The organism is Vibrio sp. 10N.222.55.A1 (assembly GCF_041473835.1).
Taxonomy (GTDB): domain Bacteria; phylum Pseudomonadota; class Gammaproteobacteria; order Enterobacterales; family Vibrionaceae; genus Vibrio; species Vibrio crassostreae_C.
This window is the reverse complement of record NZ_JBFRSX010000067.1, coordinates 1-17,976: the sequence shown is the minus strand read 5'-3', so window position 1 is coordinate 17,976 and position 17,976 is coordinate 1. Positions and strand designations below refer to the sequence as shown.

Sequence of the window (17,976 nt, the reverse complement as noted above, 5' to 3'; positions counted from 1 at the left end):
TTCCAATGGCCTACTTCTGTTCACTTTGTTGGTCTTTACGATGAACGCTAAAGTTGAACTTGGTGAGCTTGTTCGGGGTAATTCGCAACACTTTCGGGTTTTCGCTTACCACTTCCATGGAGGTAGAGAGCGAATCAGTGTCCAACTTCACGAGGAAGTTCTTACCTTTCTTATTGAGTACCCATTGGTCGGGCACGTGGTAACGACCGTACTGGTCTGTGTAAATAACGATTCCCTCAACCGTCATCAACTTAACGCCCGGAATACCATCTTCGTAGATACCTTTGTTCTCGATAACGATTTCCCACAGGTAATCCTCGCCATCGCGATATAGGTTTCTGGTTACATTGAGGTTCTCCGCGCTCAGTCCCTTTTTCTTGTCCGATTCATGCTTAAACTGAATCTGACCTTGTGCGTCGAACTCGATACGAGAGCCCGCATCGGTCGTGACGTAGAAATCAAAACTTTGCTGCGTGCGAGTTTTAAATTGAATAACCACTTTGCTGGTTTCTGGCAGTGTTCGGTTTACTGAATGACCCCAAAGATCGCCAAGATCCAAGCCTTGCTCAAGTGCAGTGGTTATCGCACCATCTTGAATTGCGACATCCTGACCATCACGGATGATGTGCGTCGAATCAGCGATGTAGCCTTGCGTTGCTAGGTTCGCGGTTAACTCAACATCAAAAGCCGTTGCATCAGCTTGGAATCCATCTTTGTTGTGATCTTCAAAGACTTTGCCGATGATCGATGAGGTATCGAATACCTTGTCCGGTTCTACAGTCACTTTGGCGGTGTCTTCATTCGAAACAGTCGAGCCATCCACTTTCGCGACTGCAGTGTTAATGTAGTCACCAAACGTTGCTCCTACCGACACTCGCAATAAGTAACGAATACGCAGCTTCTCGCCCGGATCAAAGTTCAACGATGTGAACATTAACTTGCCCGTGTCTGATGGTTCTTGAGAGATAACCTGATCGTCTTCAGTACCAAACTCACCATCAATGCCGCTCAGCACAATTTCTGATGTATCCACGATGTATTTCAGACCACCTGGGTAACGGTCTTCCACAGTCACGTTCTTAAAGTACGATTCGTTGTTGTTCTCAACGATGATCTCGTACTCAACCGCATCACCCACTTGCGCGGTATCTTGCAACGCAGATTTGGTTAGCTCTAACTCCCCAGAGTTATCTGGAATTTTCCTGATGTGAGTAGTTACGCTGTCGCTGGTTTCAGTACCGTCAGATTCAGTCGCCGTGAAGGTATTGGTAATGTCATCATCCAAGCCCTTACCTAGCGTGCCCACCACTTCAAACGCGTAAGCATTTCGTTTGTTGGATTTCAGGTTAACGCTGGTATCTAAGTCTTTGCTCGACGGGAAAGTATGACGCTGAATAACCGCGCCCGAGTCGTCGACTTCCACACCTTCAATGGTCCAATCGATAAAGACTTTATTACCTGTGCTGTTTTGTAGTTCACTGATCTCATCGGTTAGACGAACATTAGCCGCGTTACCTTGACCGTTGTTGGTCACGGCTAAGTAATAAGTGACACTGTCGTCATCTTCGGTGTATTCAGGCTTATCAGAACGTTTTTCAACAACCAGATCAGCACCCACTGGCGGCAAATCCAAAGCAGATACTTGATCTGCCACTGCCTGCATCGAGGTTTCAGAGGCCAACATGCCTTTAGAACGAGCGCGCATCGCTGGGCTACCAGTTAAGTCGAGGTAGTATCCAAGCACATCGATATTAGTCAGCATGTCTTCGTTGACCGTCAATGTGAACGTGTAATCAATCTTGCCGCCCGGCGATATGTCGACCAAGGTGAACAGGTCTTTGTCGTCATCAAAGGTGCCAGGTTGAGTTTCAGCCCCTTCTGATGTTGCCGTTAGTGTCCATTCATCAAACGCATTACTAAAATTACCATCAATATGATCACCCATGGATTCAGAGAACTGGGTGTAAAGCGCGACATCTTTGGCTATACCTCGGCCTATGTTTTGCACCACTAAGTGATACTCAACCTGCTCTCCCGGCACGTAATACGGGGCATCGGTAAACAGCTCAGCTTGAACCACAGCCGCAACTGTTTGAACTGGAGGACTGATAACATCGCCGCCATCTACTTGCGCAGTATTAATGATGTGTCCGGTCGCGGTATCGACTACGGTGCCTTTTGAGCGGAACACAACTGTGCCGTGCGGTGCAATATCCACACTGTACTCAATCGGGCTAACTTGCTCGGTAGTGGTGCCTATTGTGGTTGAATCGACCACTAAAGAAGTGGAACCAGCCACAAAAGCAGGCCCCGTCGATCCGTTGTAGTATGCGACCTCAATCGACTCCATATCATCAACAACACTTAAGTCACTGATGTAGTTGTTCGAGGTGTTTTCAATGGTGATCAGGAACTCAAGCTCACCACCCGGCTCATATTCGGTTTGCACGTTGGTTTTCGTCGCAACAAACTCCGCCTCTTTCGGTGTAATCGTAACGGTAGAGTCTTGTGGGGCACCGTTGTAAGTGATGGTTGCCGTATTGCTGATATCACCAATCGCTGTCGTGCGAATTAACGCCTTAACATGGAAAGTCACAGTGCTCTGTGGCGCAACATCCATACTCACATCGATGTCTTCACTCAAGTCGAACGTCTTGGGAGTGACAACAGAGCGATCGTCGGAAGCTTCAAAGCTCACTTCCCAAAGCAGGAATGCCGACTCTTGTTTATCAGCCGTCGTGTCGACTTGAATGTCACTGATGATGTCTTGAAGTTGAACACCAGATGCAAACGCATCAGAGCTGTTGGTTACGGTGATGTTGTAGTTAATCAGCTTGGTTACTTCATACGATGGCGTATCAACCGTCTTCTTGACCGAAACCGTCGCCAACACTGGTGTACTGGTAGCACTGTCATCAAATGTTGTGCCGTCAAAGGTCGCTGATGCGGTGTTAGTAATATCGCCTGTCGCCAACGGATTAGTCGTCACTTGAATCGTGAAAACAATGCTATCTTGAGGCGCAATATCGATCGTCTCATTAAGATCTTCACCACTGGTTGCATCCGGTACTGGAGTTTCACCCGTTGTCGATACCGCAGATATTTGGATTGAAGCAGGGTCAAAAGCTTGCTCAGTCGCACCACCTGCAATCGTGGTTTCAACCGACTTCAGCGCATCTTCAACAGCAACATCTTCAGCCCAACCTAAGCCGTTGTTCTTAACAGTTACGGTGTACTGAAGTGCCTCTCCCGGAAGGTACTCTGCTTTATCGACCTCTTTAGTGATCTCAACTTGCGCGTCTTCTGGAATGTAGGTCGCGTCTGCAGAGTGCTCACCGTCATCGCTATCAACTTTAACGACGTTAGTGATCTCGCCTTTGGCCTTATCATTAACAGTGTTGGTCACGACAAATGAATAACTGTCACCCGGGTGAATGCTGTAAGTCGCACTATAACCCTGTGCGTTATTAACCACATCTTTGCGAGCGTTCAGGGCTGGATCGCCACTGCCATCAAGCTGTTCGTCGCTAATGATCCAATTACCTGTCAACGCTTGCTCTTGATCTGGGCTGTTAGCCACCTCTGTCATGATGGTGTCGATACGATCGGTTAAGACTTGATCGACAAGGTAACCTTCACCCGTGTTAGCCACAGTGATCTTGTATGAGATTGGTTGACCCGGTTGGTATTTGGCATCAGGTTCTGCAATTGGCGTCGTTTCTTTGGTTAGAACCAATTGACCCGACTTCGGAGTGATAAAGCCTTCTCGTAAGCGAGCGATCTTCGAATCGTCCAAACCATGTCGCAGATAAGCCGTATTGGTAAAGCGCCCAATCGCGTCATCTCGTACCTTGCCTTGGACGTGAATACGGACAACTGTGTACTTATCGCCGCCACCCGTACCGGCATCGTCACGCCCTGCCATCTTGATCGATTCGACAGGTAAATCGATGTCTGGACTGTTTTGAGCAACTAGCTTATCTAGCTCTGAAAAATCATTAGCGTTAGGATCTGATGGCGCGGAGTTATAAAGCACATCATAATCAACCGTCCACTCCGTGAGTGCGGTTTTCATTGAGCCATCGACAATTTCAACTTCAAAGCTGCTAATGATGTCACGAATCGAGAACAAGCCAGTGTCCACATCGTCATTGGTGATGTCGATGTAGTAATTCACTGTTCCACCCGGCACGTACTCAGGCGTATCCGTCCATTTATCAATCAGGATATTCGAGCGGCCCGGATCAAGTACGATGTCGTTGGTGTTATCACCGTTCACTTGCGCCGTGTTGGTAATAGTGCCTGTCGCTGAAGTCGACACGGTGCCTTTCACGTCAAACACAATACGCTCACCAGGACGAAGATCGACAGTTGCATTCAATGGGACGCTACCGTTGTAGTTACCTTGCACGTCGTAAGTGCCAACAGGTTCAACCGCAATAGCCGTTGTCCAGCTAGAGAACGCATCATCGCCATCTTCAGTTTTGATGGTATGAATCGCATCGATAACACTCACGTCATTTGCGATACTATCGCCTGTGTTATCTAACGTAACTTGATACTCAACATCACCACGTGGTGCGTAAGTACAACCGCTGCCATCGTTTGAAGGAACAGAACACCCTGCCGATTCACCATCGGTATACACCAAGGTTTTGAAGTAATCGAGCTCAGCATCTTTAGGTGGTATCACTTGCGACGTCGCAGAGCCACTTCCTGCGGTCACTTGGTTCGCATCAATCGTGCCCAAAGCGTCGTCACGAACGACACCGGTTAAGTTAAAGGTCAGCCCTTCTCCCGCGGCAATATCGGTTTCAATGTCAAGGTTGCCACTGGTGTTGTAGCTTGGTACATAAGTATCAATATTGGCATCAATACCATTGCTGACTTCATGGGTCATATCGCCAGAAACAAAAGCGGATTCCGTTTTACCGCCAATCACTTCGACTTGAATGTCTGTGATTGTGTCTTTGATCTGAATATCATTCGCCCAACCGTTTTCCGGGTTTGTGACTACAAATTCATACTCAACTTCGTCACCCGGAAGATAGGTATCACCATCATTGAACGGGTTACCATTGATCGACACAACACGTTTTTCAACACTGGTATTATTTTCAAGCGGCATTAAATTCGCTGTTCGAGCACTACCGTCATACGTCGCTTTATTTTGAATGTCACCCAATGCATCTTCACGAATTTGAGCATGAATAGTGAACGTTAGGCTTTCTTGAGGCGCGATAACAATGTCGTTATCAATATTGATGTTATTGCCCGGAACAAAGTCAATCGCGTCGGTAATAGAGCCTGTCGCAGCCGTTTTATCTAGGCTAACTTCCCAGCCAGCCAAGAACGGTTGTCCAACAGGATCACCACCTGCGGTGGTGCTGTCTTCTGCAATACGAGTTTGAATTTCCGAAATCGCATCTTCTAGGCGAGAACCATATTCTATACCATCACCCGCATTCTTAATCTCAACGCGGTAATAAACCTCACTCTCACCAGAAGCTTGAGAATATTCAGTTTTTTGCGAAGAGAAGCCTGCATCATAAAACGCTTTTTTAGAGAACGTGACTTCAGGATCTGCCATCGTTGATGGTGGCGATACCGCGATCAACTCATTGCCATTGTCTTCGTCGATGAAAGCTTTGTTGGTAAAAGAACCAACCGCTTTCGGACTGATCTTGGCTTTTATGACATAGCGGACAAACGCTGACGATGCAGCTCGGCCAAAGTTGTCTGCCGATATATCAAAGTGCGTATCAATCGGTTGATTGTCTTTAATCGAGTTATCTACATCAGGATCTGAAATCCCCGATCCATCAGCGAAAGTTTCAATCGTCCAACTATCAAACGCCGGACCGCGAGTTCCATCGTAGTATTGAGTCGTTATCTGGTCGATATCATCACGCAGGCTAATGTCATCAACGTGAGCAATTGCAATGTTCTCAATTAAGATTTCATATTCAACGTAACCACCAGGCATGTAGTTAGTAGCGCCAGCTAGTTCATTACCATCCGTATCGTAGTAAGCGAGAATATTTTTCTCAAAATCGATTTTTCGAGCTTCTTGCTGAATATCGTGAGAAATAGTATCGCCATCAACGGTTAAAACGTTAACAACATCGCCATTGGCTTTGTCATTGATGGTCGCGACAACTTGGTACTCAAGCTTAGCGCCCATCGGAATATCGGCTTCAACATTTAGGTTACTGTTGGTTGATGTGTAAACATTGCCAGCACCTGCGCCCGCATCCACATACTCAGAATCAGTTCCAGTTGCGATCGATGTGATGGTCCAATCTGAATACGCTGGTCCTGTATTACCATCCACTAAGCTGACCGTAATATCTTCGAGGTTATCGACGATTGGAATATCGTGAGCGTTACCTTTGCCGTCATTCTCAATCACTAAGTGATAGGTCACGGTTTGAGCGGGCTCGTACACCGCTTCATCAGTCGTTTTATCAAAATCTAAATGGTAGCCATCGGGAATCACGACGGTATCTCGATAATGAATATCACCGACCGCATCCGGTCTTACGGTACCTGTTACTGTGTAAGTCACGTCTTCGCCAGCATCGATATCAATCGAGGTTACGATGTCAGTGTCGTTCGCAACATCACCGTCTTTGGTACCATCTGTTGTACCCGCGTTCGCAGGATCGCTCTTAGCAACCGCCACCGTAAACTTGTTTGAACCTACCGAATCATCGAAAAATGGATTACCTGAATTGCCATCTTGTAGCTCCACTGATATGTCATTAATCAGTTCGTTAACGTCTACGTTGTTTCGATAACCATGTCCATCTTGAGAGTTGTACCTAATGGTATAAGTCAACTCATCTCCCGGAGAGTAGCGGTTAATGTTAGTAGTGCGAACAACGCCGCCGTTATTATGTACCTGATGGTTTTCAGCCACGGCACGTTTGGCATACTCACAATCGTCAGTACAACCGGCATTATCATCATGAATCAGCACGGCTTCGTTGCGGATTATGCCGCCGTCTCTGTCCGCTACACCGTTAGATACCGCATTGTCTTTGACATGCGCCTTAATACGCACCGTGACAAAGTCTTTGGCCGGAATTGAAACTGGGAACTCCACATCTTCAGTCGTTTGAGGGCCGAAACCAGAGCCAGTATCAACAGACCAATAGTCAAACGGGTTTTGATTAAGAACATCTTCTACTTCACCATCTTTATCATTCGCTAGCGTAGTAGTGATCTCACTCAGGCGATCCATGAAGATAAGATCGGTCTCATCAGTGTCGCTGTTATTGCCAATAACGATGGTGTAGGTGAGATCTTCACCCGGCGTGTAGCGGACAACATCGGTCGTTTTGGCTAATGAAACATTGATGTCATAGGTACTGTGTGAGTTATCTATTTGAGCGGAAGAGCTGTGGTCACGGTCTGTAATAGGATCGTAAACATCAACACGGTTCGATACTTGTTCTTCTTCATAGTCAGACTTAACAATGCCGCTCACCTCATAGTGAACCCACCCTCCGGGAGTGATATCAACGTCGGTATCGATGTCAGTGTCGTTAGCAATGTCACCGTAACGAGAACCCGGTTTATCTGTGTTGGTCGAACCTACAATTGTCCAACTATTAAAGAAGTTAAGCGCTGAAATACTATCTTGTACCGTTGCGTCATTTGCATAGCCAACACCGCGGTTATAGATATAAATATTGAACGTAGCGCGCTCACCTACAACAAAGTCGGTATTTTGAGCGGTCTTAGCGACTACAAGATTCGGCTCGCTAGGATAGGTACGTACCGTATCCGATAGATTAGTATCTGGTCCCGTCACTGTTGCGGTATTGGTGAATGCTCCCCAAAGAATCTCACTGTCGACACTGCGATCGAGTGTCCCAACAATGGTATAAGTAATCGTCGCACCTGGCGGGATCTGAGCGGTGGCATCCAGATCATTGTTATCCGAGAACGATCCAGGGTCAGTCACGGCTTTCACCCACGGGGAGTCTGCCTCTCTTTCTGCACTGATCGTCCACGAAGAGAACACGGGCTTGGTTTCACCCGGCTCGTGAAGTAACTCTGCTTCTATGGTACTGATTTCATCTTTAACATTGATGTTAGAGGCGAAACCGTTCCCTGCTGGGTTGGTAATGCTGATCGTATAAGTGACAGTATTGGTGGTGTCGGTATACGCGTTTTGTTCGTCATGACCATCAACACGCTTATCCAATACTAAGTAGTAATCTCGTGGGTATGAGCCTCTATCGGAATAAAGTACGCTGTCAACCGTCACTTCATTACGGATTTCATCATCGGCAATGGGGTTTACGGTCGCGGCAATGCTATAAACGATCTTATCGTGTGGAGCTAGCTTTGCCTTCACATCTAAGATCTTTTGATTCTTCTGATTACCTTCTATGTCATCAGTAAAGCCGGGATCACTGTTTGTCGAAATTGAGCCGTCAGAGGCATAAGATTTCGCAGTAATAATCCAGCTCAAATACGCTTTAGTCGGTGTATCATTAATAGACTGAGTCATGACAGAGACTAAATCATCATAAACCGGTATATCAATCGCATAGCCGTCACCGTTATTCTCTACCGTGATGTCGTAGTTCAGGGTACCGCCAGCTGAGTAGTAACGAGAATCCACTTCCTTTTGGACCTTTAATTTCGAGTTTGGCATTTGGACGCCAGAACCCGACTCGCCTAAGTTATCCCCTAAGCACAAGCCGGCATCGGTACCATCATCAACAATCTGCCCCACACTGGTATCTGCCACTTTTGCGGTCAGCTTATAATGAACGAAGCCCTCAGGTGCGAGGTCGACTTTCAAATTGATGTCGTTTGTTGTCCAAGTATTGTAATTAAATGAACCATAATTCGATCCTTCACCACTTCTATCAGCGACTTCAAGCTTCCACTCGGAAAATGCTGAAGCATTAGAGCCATCCGCTTGCTCTGTCACGATACAAGCAAATTTATCGACAACTTCGATATCGTTGGCGAAGAACTCTGTGTCCTTGTTAGAAATAACAATGTCATAGACCACTTCGTTATCACCGACTATCCCCGGAACATAAGTCGTATCTGTGGTGTTCTTATTACGTGTAATTTGACTTGATGACGTCGTCAGAACGTCTTTCGAATCGAGAATATTGGCCAAAGCATCGCCAGAATCTGCGTGGCCATCAGCATCAACCACTCGGGCTGCAACTTGGGGAATTTGACCAATAGACACAGGGCTAACGTCCACCACAACGGAATAAACAATCTGCTCACCGGGATAGATAGACACTTTGTCTTCTAGTGACTTGTTGGACTCATTTCCAGATGCATTGAGTTCAGAAAGGCTATTAGAACCGATCGAGGTCACTTCATTGGTCCAAAAATCGTAAGGGTTACCAACCGTGTCAGTTGCGTTCTTTTCGTTGCTGACATCGTTACCTAGATCGGTTTCAAGATCCGCAAGAAACTGCTGAACCGAATAATAGTACGCGATACCAGTGTTTGCTTGATTAGCAACCGTGACCGTATAGGAAAACTCATCGTCGACTAGGTAGTTATCCGATTGGTTCAAGGTATGTGTCAGGGTGATACTAGGCTCAGTGGGTGGAGTGATAACCTCATCAACTGTGACCAAGTCATCGCGTGTTTCAGCGATTATACCGTCATTAACGATGTCGCCGACTAAATTGTCGGCAACGGTCGCTTTAATTTCGTAAGTCACAGAACCGCCTATATCAATCGACGCATCACTTACTGATAAGTCCCCTGATTCGGCGAAGGTGCCTGGATCGCTTTTGCTGCCTTCAACCTTGGTGGCAGAGTTAACGTTGTCAGTAAAAGCTTGTTGCAAAGCCCCTTCAATATTGAGTGCCTTTATATCTGAAATGATATCTTGAACGTCGAGCGCCTGAATAAACGTATCGCCAGTATTCGAAACCTTAATCTTATAGGTGAGTTTGTTATTGAGTTGATAGTTCGCTTTATCGACCGAAACAACAACATCATGTTGATACACACCACGCTGAATGGATTCTGTATTTGATTCAACAGCATCCAATAGTCCAGTGCTCGCACTTGCGAAGTTATCAATCGTACCGGCTGCGTTAGCAGAAACGGTGGCGACCATGGTGTAGGTCACTGACCCACCAGCCGCAATACGCACACCTGATGCATCTAAGTTTCCGAAGCGACTGTAATCACCTGGAGATGACAGGAAGGAGGATTGCGCTTGAGTCGAGACTTGCGAGAACGCGCTGACATTATTCCCTTGGTCATCTGTCGTTAAGATATTTAACAGCTCATCCTTAACGTCCAACTCAGCAATAGCTTTATCCGACTCATTCGTTAAAACAAGCGTATAAGCCACCTCTTGGTCGTTGTCGTAAGACGCGCTGTCAACAGACAGATCCATAACAAGACCCGTTGTGTCCGCATATGAGGCAAATGGAATCAATAAAATAGATAAGAAAAAGGCAAGGTTGTATCTGAACATTAACGCGCACTTCACAGTAGATTGACAAGTGTCTAGGCAAAAAGCCATAGATTTGACGTCACTAATTTGGCACTTAGCCTATTAGGGACATGCGCAACATACAGTTCAAATAATCCGAACAATTAACATCTGTAAAAAACAAATTACTGAAGATGTTAAATAGAGAATCTGATGTCTAAATTAGAATCAAGACATTGAGTTAATTATCAGAAGGTTAATGTTTTAATGAGTGAGTTTTCACAGTTGTTACGTAACTTCAGAAAGGAACTTCAATTTACACAAACAGAGTTTGCAACCTACTTAAATCAGCTGGACGACGAGTTTAATGCGGTTGACGTCGTAACGATAAATCGTTGGGAAAACAGTAAGGTAAAGCCTAGTACATACAAAGCACTCAAGATCTTACAGTACCTTGGCGGAGATTTGTTTGAGACAATAAAGAGCTTTAAATCCGAACAAAAAGACACACTAATCGAACTGTTTTTAAACGAATCCTATGGCTCATTTCAAAGTAGAATTTCAGCTCTATCAGGCCTGAATCAACAACAAGGCAAACGCAACTTTAAGTCACGGCCTTTAATGTCAGAGCCGTGTGACACTGGCGTTATCGACAGAATCAAACTACTTTCTAAATTCACAAAAGTCGATATTTCGCCACTGGACCAAATTGATTTATATCTCTACTACTGTGAGAAAAAAGCACATGGTCACAAGCTGATCAATGTTGATGGCGACATTGTGAGTCACAACGTAGGCTTTTTCTTTGAAGACCATCAATTTGAAACATTAAAAACTCAAGAGCTAGATCTAAGAATGGCCTGCTCTTTAAATTCAAGCAAAAGCATAAATTATTTTAATATAAGCTCACACTCAGAGACAAAAGATCATGTTATTGAGCATATAATTTCAGATATACAGTTACTTTCTCAGAACAAAAACATTAAAAAATATTCTGTTTTAGTAAAAGACCCCAACATGATGAAACTCTTGAAGGGCGTGGGGTTTGAAGTATTTAAATTTTCAGAACCTTCTGCTAAAAAATGTAATATTACATTCAAAAATAAATATTATAGCTACTGTATATTAACGATTGATAAAATAGACTATCTGACGAATCGGAACGTAATGTCACTAATCAAAGATGAATATTCTACCATGATGAAATTTCCGCAATTACTGCGCGAAGCGCGCAAGAAATTGAAGTTAACGCAAAAGGATTTTGCGGCATACATTAATCACTTAGATGATGAATTCAGCTCTGTAGATGTCGTAACGATAAATCGATGGGAAAATAGCAAAGTAAAGCCAAGTAATTACAAAGCCCTAAAGCTACTGGACTGCCTTGGTCTGGACTTGTATACAACGTTGAAATCCTTTGATTCAGAAGATAACGAAGACAGTGCATTACTTGAAGACTTCCTTCGTGAGAGGTTCTTTTCGTTTCAAAGCCGAATATCGTCTATCACTAAAGGGGAAATAGAAGAAGGCTGCGACTGTCAGATCATGCCACTAATGACAGATCAGAATGACAAATCAGTAATAGATAGAATAAAGCTGATTTCACAATATACAAAGGTGGATCCTTCAGCTCTTGATACTATCGACCTGTTTCTCTATTGCAGTGAAAAAAAGGCGCATGGCAGAAAAATGGTCGATGTTAATGGCGATATTGTTAGTCATAGCCTAGGTTTTTTCTTCAACGAAGAGGTATTCGAGCAATACCAAAATAAACATCTACATATTAAGCAAGCCTGCTCTTTAGAGTCTAATCATAACTTAAATTACATTGTGGTTAGCGGTCACTCTGAGAAGCGCGAACAATCTATTGCGAATCTAATTTCCGATATGAAGCTTCTTGCAAGAAACACTAAGATTAAAAAGTATTCCATGATCATCAAGAACCCAAGTGCATTGGATCTAATGAAAAAACTCGGATTTGAAATCTATAAATTCTCAGAGCCAACAGAAGAAGCCTCTAACATTACGTTTAAAAACAAATCATACACATACTGTATTCTAACAATCGATAAAATAGAGCTACTTAGCAATAAGCATGTTATTGCATTTATTAATAAGTATGGTTAATTTTCAACACGCGTAAACTATAAGAAAGCCACTGTATCAACGGTGGCTTTTTCATATTCTCATTAATTTGATTCGAGGTTCTAAAAATAATATCGACAACCTACTAGATATTACCTTCGGATAATCACGGCAATTGCGACTGAATATCTGCGAGTACCTGATCCAGCCCTTCCCCTAGAGCTTCGACAAGCGATTCATACCCCGACTCTTTCAACGGCACCTTAGAATCGAAATCAGCACGTGCAAGCTCTTGATCTTGCTCGCTCAATATCCAAGTTCCTTTTACTTCAGCATTGCCAGTGTAAGAACCATTGAACTGCTCGAAAGTAATGAGCAGCTCTTTATCCGATTCTCCTGATGCATCGGAAGAGTCAATACGCTCTTCAAGCAGCCCTTCAAGGTTCTCGGCCCAAACATGTTTACGCGCAGAAACCAGTTCATTTTCAGACTTGCGATACGCAATGCCGATGGTGTCGAGATAATCAGGTAAGTCGACTCGAGTTTTTACCTTGAATATGGGTTTATCCAGCATACTTTCAGGTAGAAGGTATGCATGAGTGACGTCAGTGGGAGAAGAGCACCCTAAAAGCCCGATCGATACAAACAGTGATATAAATAGTTTTTTCATTATTCCCCCCCCTTAACTGGAATCGGATCTTCTTCCACATCGCTACCAAACACCAGTGCATTAGGCTTGTCGTTTAATACTTTAATCAACGGGCGAAGTTCTTTAAGTACATGCTCCAACTCTTCAGCTGCACTAATGAGCTGTTTATAAGCATCCGAATCATCATCATAGCTATCTAACGTCGCTTCAAGCTGCTTCATGGTTTCACTGATATCTTGTGGCAAGGCTTTAGCGCCCTCGCTATCAAGCAGTTCATCCATACTCTTCAAGGTGCTATCTAGCGAAGCCAGCGAACCATTTAGATTAGCGATAGTGGCATCCCATGGAAGCTCATTGATCTTATCAAGGAAGTCGGTGATCTGTTTTTGAATTTCCGTTAAGCCACCAGCGACAACAGGGAACACTGGATAACCATCAAACTCTCTCGGTTCATAAGGCTCTTCGTCTTCATAAAAGTTAATATCGACAAACAGTGCCCCGGTGAGAAGGTTACCTGTTTTTAAGGTCGCTCTTAGCCCCTCTCCCATCTGCAATTTGACCCGTTCAGCAAAGGTTTTTGCATTCACTTGCCTGAAGACTTCAGAAACTCGCTCAATTTCGAGTTTAATAAGGATAGGAATACGGTTCGAAACTTTGCCATCTTTGTCCATACGTATCTGCAACGGCACCGTATCGACCGTACCTATTCGCACACCACGATATTCCACAGGTGCGCCTTTTCTCAAGCCACGAACCGACTCTTCAAACAACAACACATAATCAAGCGAGGTCGTGTATTTGCCCTGCAATACGGCGTCGTAATTGTCATACAGCGTGTACTCTTTTAGGTTCTCTTTGATTTGGGCGCCCGGTTTAATGCTCTCGGCCACATCGAAACTTACGCCGCCAGTCAGAATACTCTCAATCGAGGCAAAGTTGACATCTAAGCCATTAGCTCCAAATCTGACATCAATGCCAGAAGAGAGCCAAAACTGTGTTTTTTCGAAAATTCACCCATCATAGGGAGCAAAGATGAACAGCTGATATTTACCCTCTTTCTTTTGATAGTCGAAGCTGGTTTTCTCAACTCGCCCTACCACGAAACCATGGTGCAACACCGGTTCACCAACTGAGAGTTGATTCGCTTTATTGTGGGAAACAACAACCCTGATACCCTTGGTGTCTGGTCCCGCTACTGGAGGTGTATCCAACACATCAAACCTCAATTGGGCTTCACTCGATTTACCCGGTTTGAGCTCAATGTAAGAGCCCGACAAAATAGTCTCAAGACCGCTAATGCCGTCAGTACCAACATGTGGTTCCACTACCCAAAACTAGGTTTCAGCATTGATCATACGTGAAGCTTTCTTGTCTATTTGAGCTTTTGCAATGATGTATTCATAGTCTTCACTCAGAGCGACATCGGTAATCGTACCTACATGCACATTCTTAGATTTTATCGCCGTTTTTCCCGCTTCAATACCAGACGCATCCGGTAAGATCAGAGTGATCTCTGGCCCGCGATTATTGAAGTATTGAAACAGCATCCAACACCCCACCAAAACCGCAATGATTGGAACAATCCAAACGGGCGACAACTCACTTTTTTTTGATACCTTCGCATCCGAAGTACTTTGCTTTTCCATGTGTTTCACACCTCTTTGAGGAGATTACTTCCATATAATTCGAGAATCGAAAATCATCGCTGACAACATCGTAAATATCACGACAGCTGCAAACGACAGCGCCGCAGGCCCCGGGTAAATCGCCATAACGCCATCCAATTGAACCAATGCCACCAATATTGCGACGACGAAAATGTCTATCATCGACCAACGTCCAATGAACTCAGTCACGCGATAAACTTTAAGATAACGATTTGCCTTTTGCTCGGTCAGCCCATGCACCCTTTTAGCGTTCCAATACAGATATGCCAAGGCGACCATCTTCGCCATAGGGATAAACACGCTCGCGATAAGAATGATGAGTGCCACAGGGTATGAACCCATATTCCAAAGCAAGATCACCCCTTCCATGATGGTGGAACCTTCACTGGTTCCGAACGCAGACGTATACATCATTGGATATAGGTTTGCTGGAATATAGAAAACGACAGAGGTGAACAACAGCGCCCACGCGATTTGTAAGTTTTTGACTGGCTCAAAGTGATGTAAGTGAGTGTGGCAACGGGTACAACGGTGGAGGCTGTCGCTGTAATGGTGGACTTGCCCACAGATATGACAAGCAAGATGCTGCTTATTTTGAAATATGCTCCCGCTCATTGGTTCTTGCGGGGCTTTGGTTGGTACCAAGCGATCCCATAACCAATCAAAATCGACTAAAGAGATGGTCTTAACCACCAGCATGGCATAGATACAAAACGCCCAGAATGATATCCCCATCGATACATCGGCTAATGCTGCGATCTTGATTAAGCTGACCAATACGCCGATCAAAAACACATCGACCATCAACCAAGGCTTTGCCCAACTTAATGACTTCAACGCCAAAAAGGTGAATCGGTTATCCGCATAATGAATGTGCTTCTTTCTGTCTACGAGCAGATTAAACCAGAGAGAAAGCACCAAAAAATAGGCAGGCAAAAGAATCACGGCCAGAAAAAGTAATATAGCAATCAGTCTGTTATCCATTCGATTCATCATATCAACAGCTTGGTATAGCGTTATTTGCTGGCTAATACCTTGAACACTAAATGACATGTACGGGAAAGTAAGGCTCATGATTAACGTAATCAGGCTCGCCAACGCATAAGCGATTACGCCTTGCTGTTTATGATGCCCTACACTCGATAAAGTATGAGCACACCTTGGGCAAGACGCTTCGCTACCTGCAGACAACTCTTCAAACTGACTAACCAGCCCGCATTCGTGGCACGACTTGGTAAAGCGCTCTGGCAATGACGTCCCCTTTTAGTCTTTATAAGCAACTAGACACTCTAGGTAAATATAAGTAAGGGTTGGATTTTTTGCCAATATGCACCGAATTAAACGCGCACGATATACTAGAAATGAGAGATAGAAAGTAAAAGGGGATGACCCACCGGCCATCCCCTTTTCAATCATTGAACGAATACAAACCGCAACGAGTTAACTCGCTGCCGTAGCTACGCACTATTTATAGCGTGATCAGTTGTGATTGTTGTCTAACTGATAGAAAGTCACTTGCGCATAATCGCTGTCGTCACTTGAGTTATCTTGCAAGTAGATACCCGCTTTAAAGTACATGTAGTTATCCGCATCGTCATAACCGCTGTTACTCATATCCACTTCTTTTGCCGCTAGCTCTGAGCCATTTTGACTAATGGTAGTAATCAACTTATCACCTTCAACAACAATGGAATACGAGAAGGTTTCATCGAGTGCAATACCGTCACTTGGGTTGCTAGTGCTGTTTAAGTCACCGTCAGACGTCACCATGTTACCTAATAGATTATGCCAAGTTTCATCGCCACCGCTCGATTTCGATGTTTCATGAGCAAAGTAGATTGCGCCTTTGTCGTTGCCTGGCAGTTTATGGTAGTACAGGCGAATAGGTTCGTTTTTCTCAGCGTGGATCTGGCCAATCACGATTCGACCCACTTGTTCAGTGTTCGAAGTAGTTGTTGTCACGTGGTTGATGGCTAACGTCGCATTTAACGTCCCGTCGATACCACCAAAGTCGGACTGGTCACTCGATGGAATAGACGAAAACGCCCAGTTATTGCCTTTACCCGAAGTGGAGTAAGAGGTATCACCGCGGCGAAGCATTTCTCTTAATTCAGTACGAACATATTTTGTTCCGCTAGATGTAGTCACGCCTTCGACTGGCGTGTAAAACACTAAGCCACCATCACTACCGGTATAGAAGAACTCGTCTTCATAACCCGCATCTAGCGTGTTCTCTTTGATAGAAGTCGCGTAGCCGTCACCTTCATCAACGGGAATACTCACATACCAGTCCAGTAAGTCGAAGTTACCTGACGGCGGTAGGTTTGGATCGAGTCCATAGTCAGGGCTATCATTGCCACTGATTTCGACTTCAGTAATATTCGTCCAAACACTTTCAGCACTGTTTTCAAAGACTTTGATACGAATCCAACGAGCCTGAACATCCGTCACATCGTAGGTTTCAAAACCAGATGTGCTGCCACTACTATATCCATAATAAACCTTGTCCCAGCTGCTTGAACTTTCATCAGCGAGCGCTCTGATCTCGAACTTATAAGTTTGCTCTTCGCCTTTACCCCAAGCTATCGCGACGTCTTGAACATTTTGTACCGAGCCTAGGTCGAGCACTAAATTGACGGGCGCATTCTGAGCAGCCCAACGTGATGACCAATCAGTGCTTCCATCAATCGTATTCGATGCTGGGTAAGAGTTGTGCGCTCCGCCCCAGTCTGATGCGGATTGAATGTTCAGTGTTTCAGCCGATACGCCATAAGTAGCCATGGCTAAAAGAACCGCGCACGACAATTGTTTGTAAGGTTTAAATTGGTGAGTTCGAGGTTTGCAAGAGGTAAGTTTGCAAGATTTAAAAGTCATACAAGTCTCCATGATATGTTTCACGTATATTATTTATTCCATATTTTGTAGGGTGTTACCGAAGTAACGAGAACCACTATAGGACAATATTTGTACGACAAGTTGAACAAACATCACGAAAATGAATTATTATATTACAAATGAATAACTATGTGACATGAGCCATTCTTATACCAAACACATCATCTAATAAGACAGCATTATAACGAGAGGCTTTAAACCAAATTACACTTGAGCTTGGCGTTGTTGCCTAAATT

Annotated in this window: 8 protein-coding genes; 1 reads left to right on the top strand and 7 read right to left on the bottom strand. The window is 44.6% G+C overall.

All coding sequences use genetic code 11. From position 1 onward, the window contains the following. Positions 1-10: 10 nt before the first annotated feature. Positions 11-10,405 carry a hypothetical protein gene (locus AB4493_RS18545; protein ID WP_372155605.1) on the bottom strand — a complete coding sequence of 3,465 codons (10,395 nt, stop codon included), beginning with the start codon at positions 10,403-10,405 and terminating at the stop codon, positions 11-13. 306 nt (positions 10,406-10,711) lie between these two features. On the opposite strand from AB4493_RS18545, the gene AB4493_RS18540 reads away from it, so the two are divergent. Next, a complete protein-coding gene (locus AB4493_RS18540; protein WP_372155582.1) occupies positions 10,712-12,571 on the top strand; it encodes a helix-turn-helix domain-containing protein in 1,860 nt (619 codons plus the stop codon). A gap of 124 nt (positions 12,572-12,695) precedes the next feature. On the opposite strand, the gene AB4493_RS18535 is transcribed toward AB4493_RS18540, so the two are convergent. The 6 genes from AB4493_RS18535 to AB4493_RS18510 all read right to left on the bottom strand — a co-directional run bounded on the left by AB4493_RS18535 (position 12,696) and on the right by AB4493_RS18510 (position 17,719). Further along, the gene (locus AB4493_RS18535) at positions 12,696-13,199 is read right to left on the bottom strand and encodes a membrane integrity-associated transporter subunit PqiC (protein ID WP_372155581.1); all 504 of its coding nucleotides are present in this window, start codon (positions 13,197-13,199) and stop codon (positions 12,696-12,698) included. Then, on the bottom strand, positions 13,199-14,068 hold the full coding sequence (locus tag AB4493_RS18530; RefSeq protein WP_241910580.1) for an MlaD family protein: 870 nt from the start codon (positions 14,066-14,068) through the stop codon (positions 13,199-13,201). Before AB4493_RS18530 ends, AB4493_RS18535 begins: the two co-directional genes overlap by 1 nt. Positions 14,069-14,188: 120 nt before the next feature. Continuing rightward, positions 14,189-14,503: an MlaD family protein gene (locus AB4493_RS18525; protein ID WP_241910581.1), complete on the bottom strand. Its 315-nt coding sequence runs from the start codon at positions 14,501-14,503 to the stop codon at positions 14,189-14,191. Positions 14,504-14,512: 9 nt separating this feature from the next. Then, positions 14,513-14,824 (bottom strand): MlaD family protein, encoded by a 312-nt coding sequence (locus AB4493_RS18520; protein WP_241910582.1) that lies wholly within the window; start codon positions 14,822-14,824, stop codon positions 14,513-14,515. Between the two features lie 24 nt (positions 14,825-14,848). Further along, entirely contained in the window at positions 14,849-16,096 is a 1,248-nt protein-coding gene (locus tag AB4493_RS18515) for a PqiA/YebS family transporter subunit (RefSeq protein WP_372155580.1), read from the bottom strand. 228 nt (positions 16,097-16,324) lie between these two features. Next, entirely contained in the window at positions 16,325-17,719 is a 1,395-nt protein-coding gene (locus tag AB4493_RS18510; RefSeq protein ID WP_136974630.1) for a polysaccharide lyase family 7 protein, read from the bottom strand. Between the last annotated feature and the right edge of the window lie 257 nt (positions 17,720-17,976).

Coding starts and splice junctions, on each gene's coding strand:
- AB4493_RS18520 (WP_241910582.1), bottom strand. CDS start 14,824: ATGGAAAAGCAAAGTACTTCGGATGCGAAGGTATCAAAAAAAAGTGAG.
- AB4493_RS18510 (WP_136974630.1), bottom strand. CDS start 17,719: ATGACTTTTAAATCTTGCAAACTTACCTCTTGCAAACCTCGAACTCAC.
- AB4493_RS18545 (WP_372155605.1), bottom strand. CDS start 10,405: ATGGATCTGTCTGTTGACAGCGCGTCTTACGACAACGACCAAGAGGTG.
- AB4493_RS18540 (WP_372155582.1), top strand. CDS start 10,712: ATGAGTGAGTTTTCACAGTTGTTACGTAACTTCAGAAAGGAACTTCAA.
- AB4493_RS18535 (WP_372155581.1), bottom strand. CDS start 13,199: ATGAAAAAACTATTTATATCACTGTTTGTATCGATCGGGCTTTTAGGG.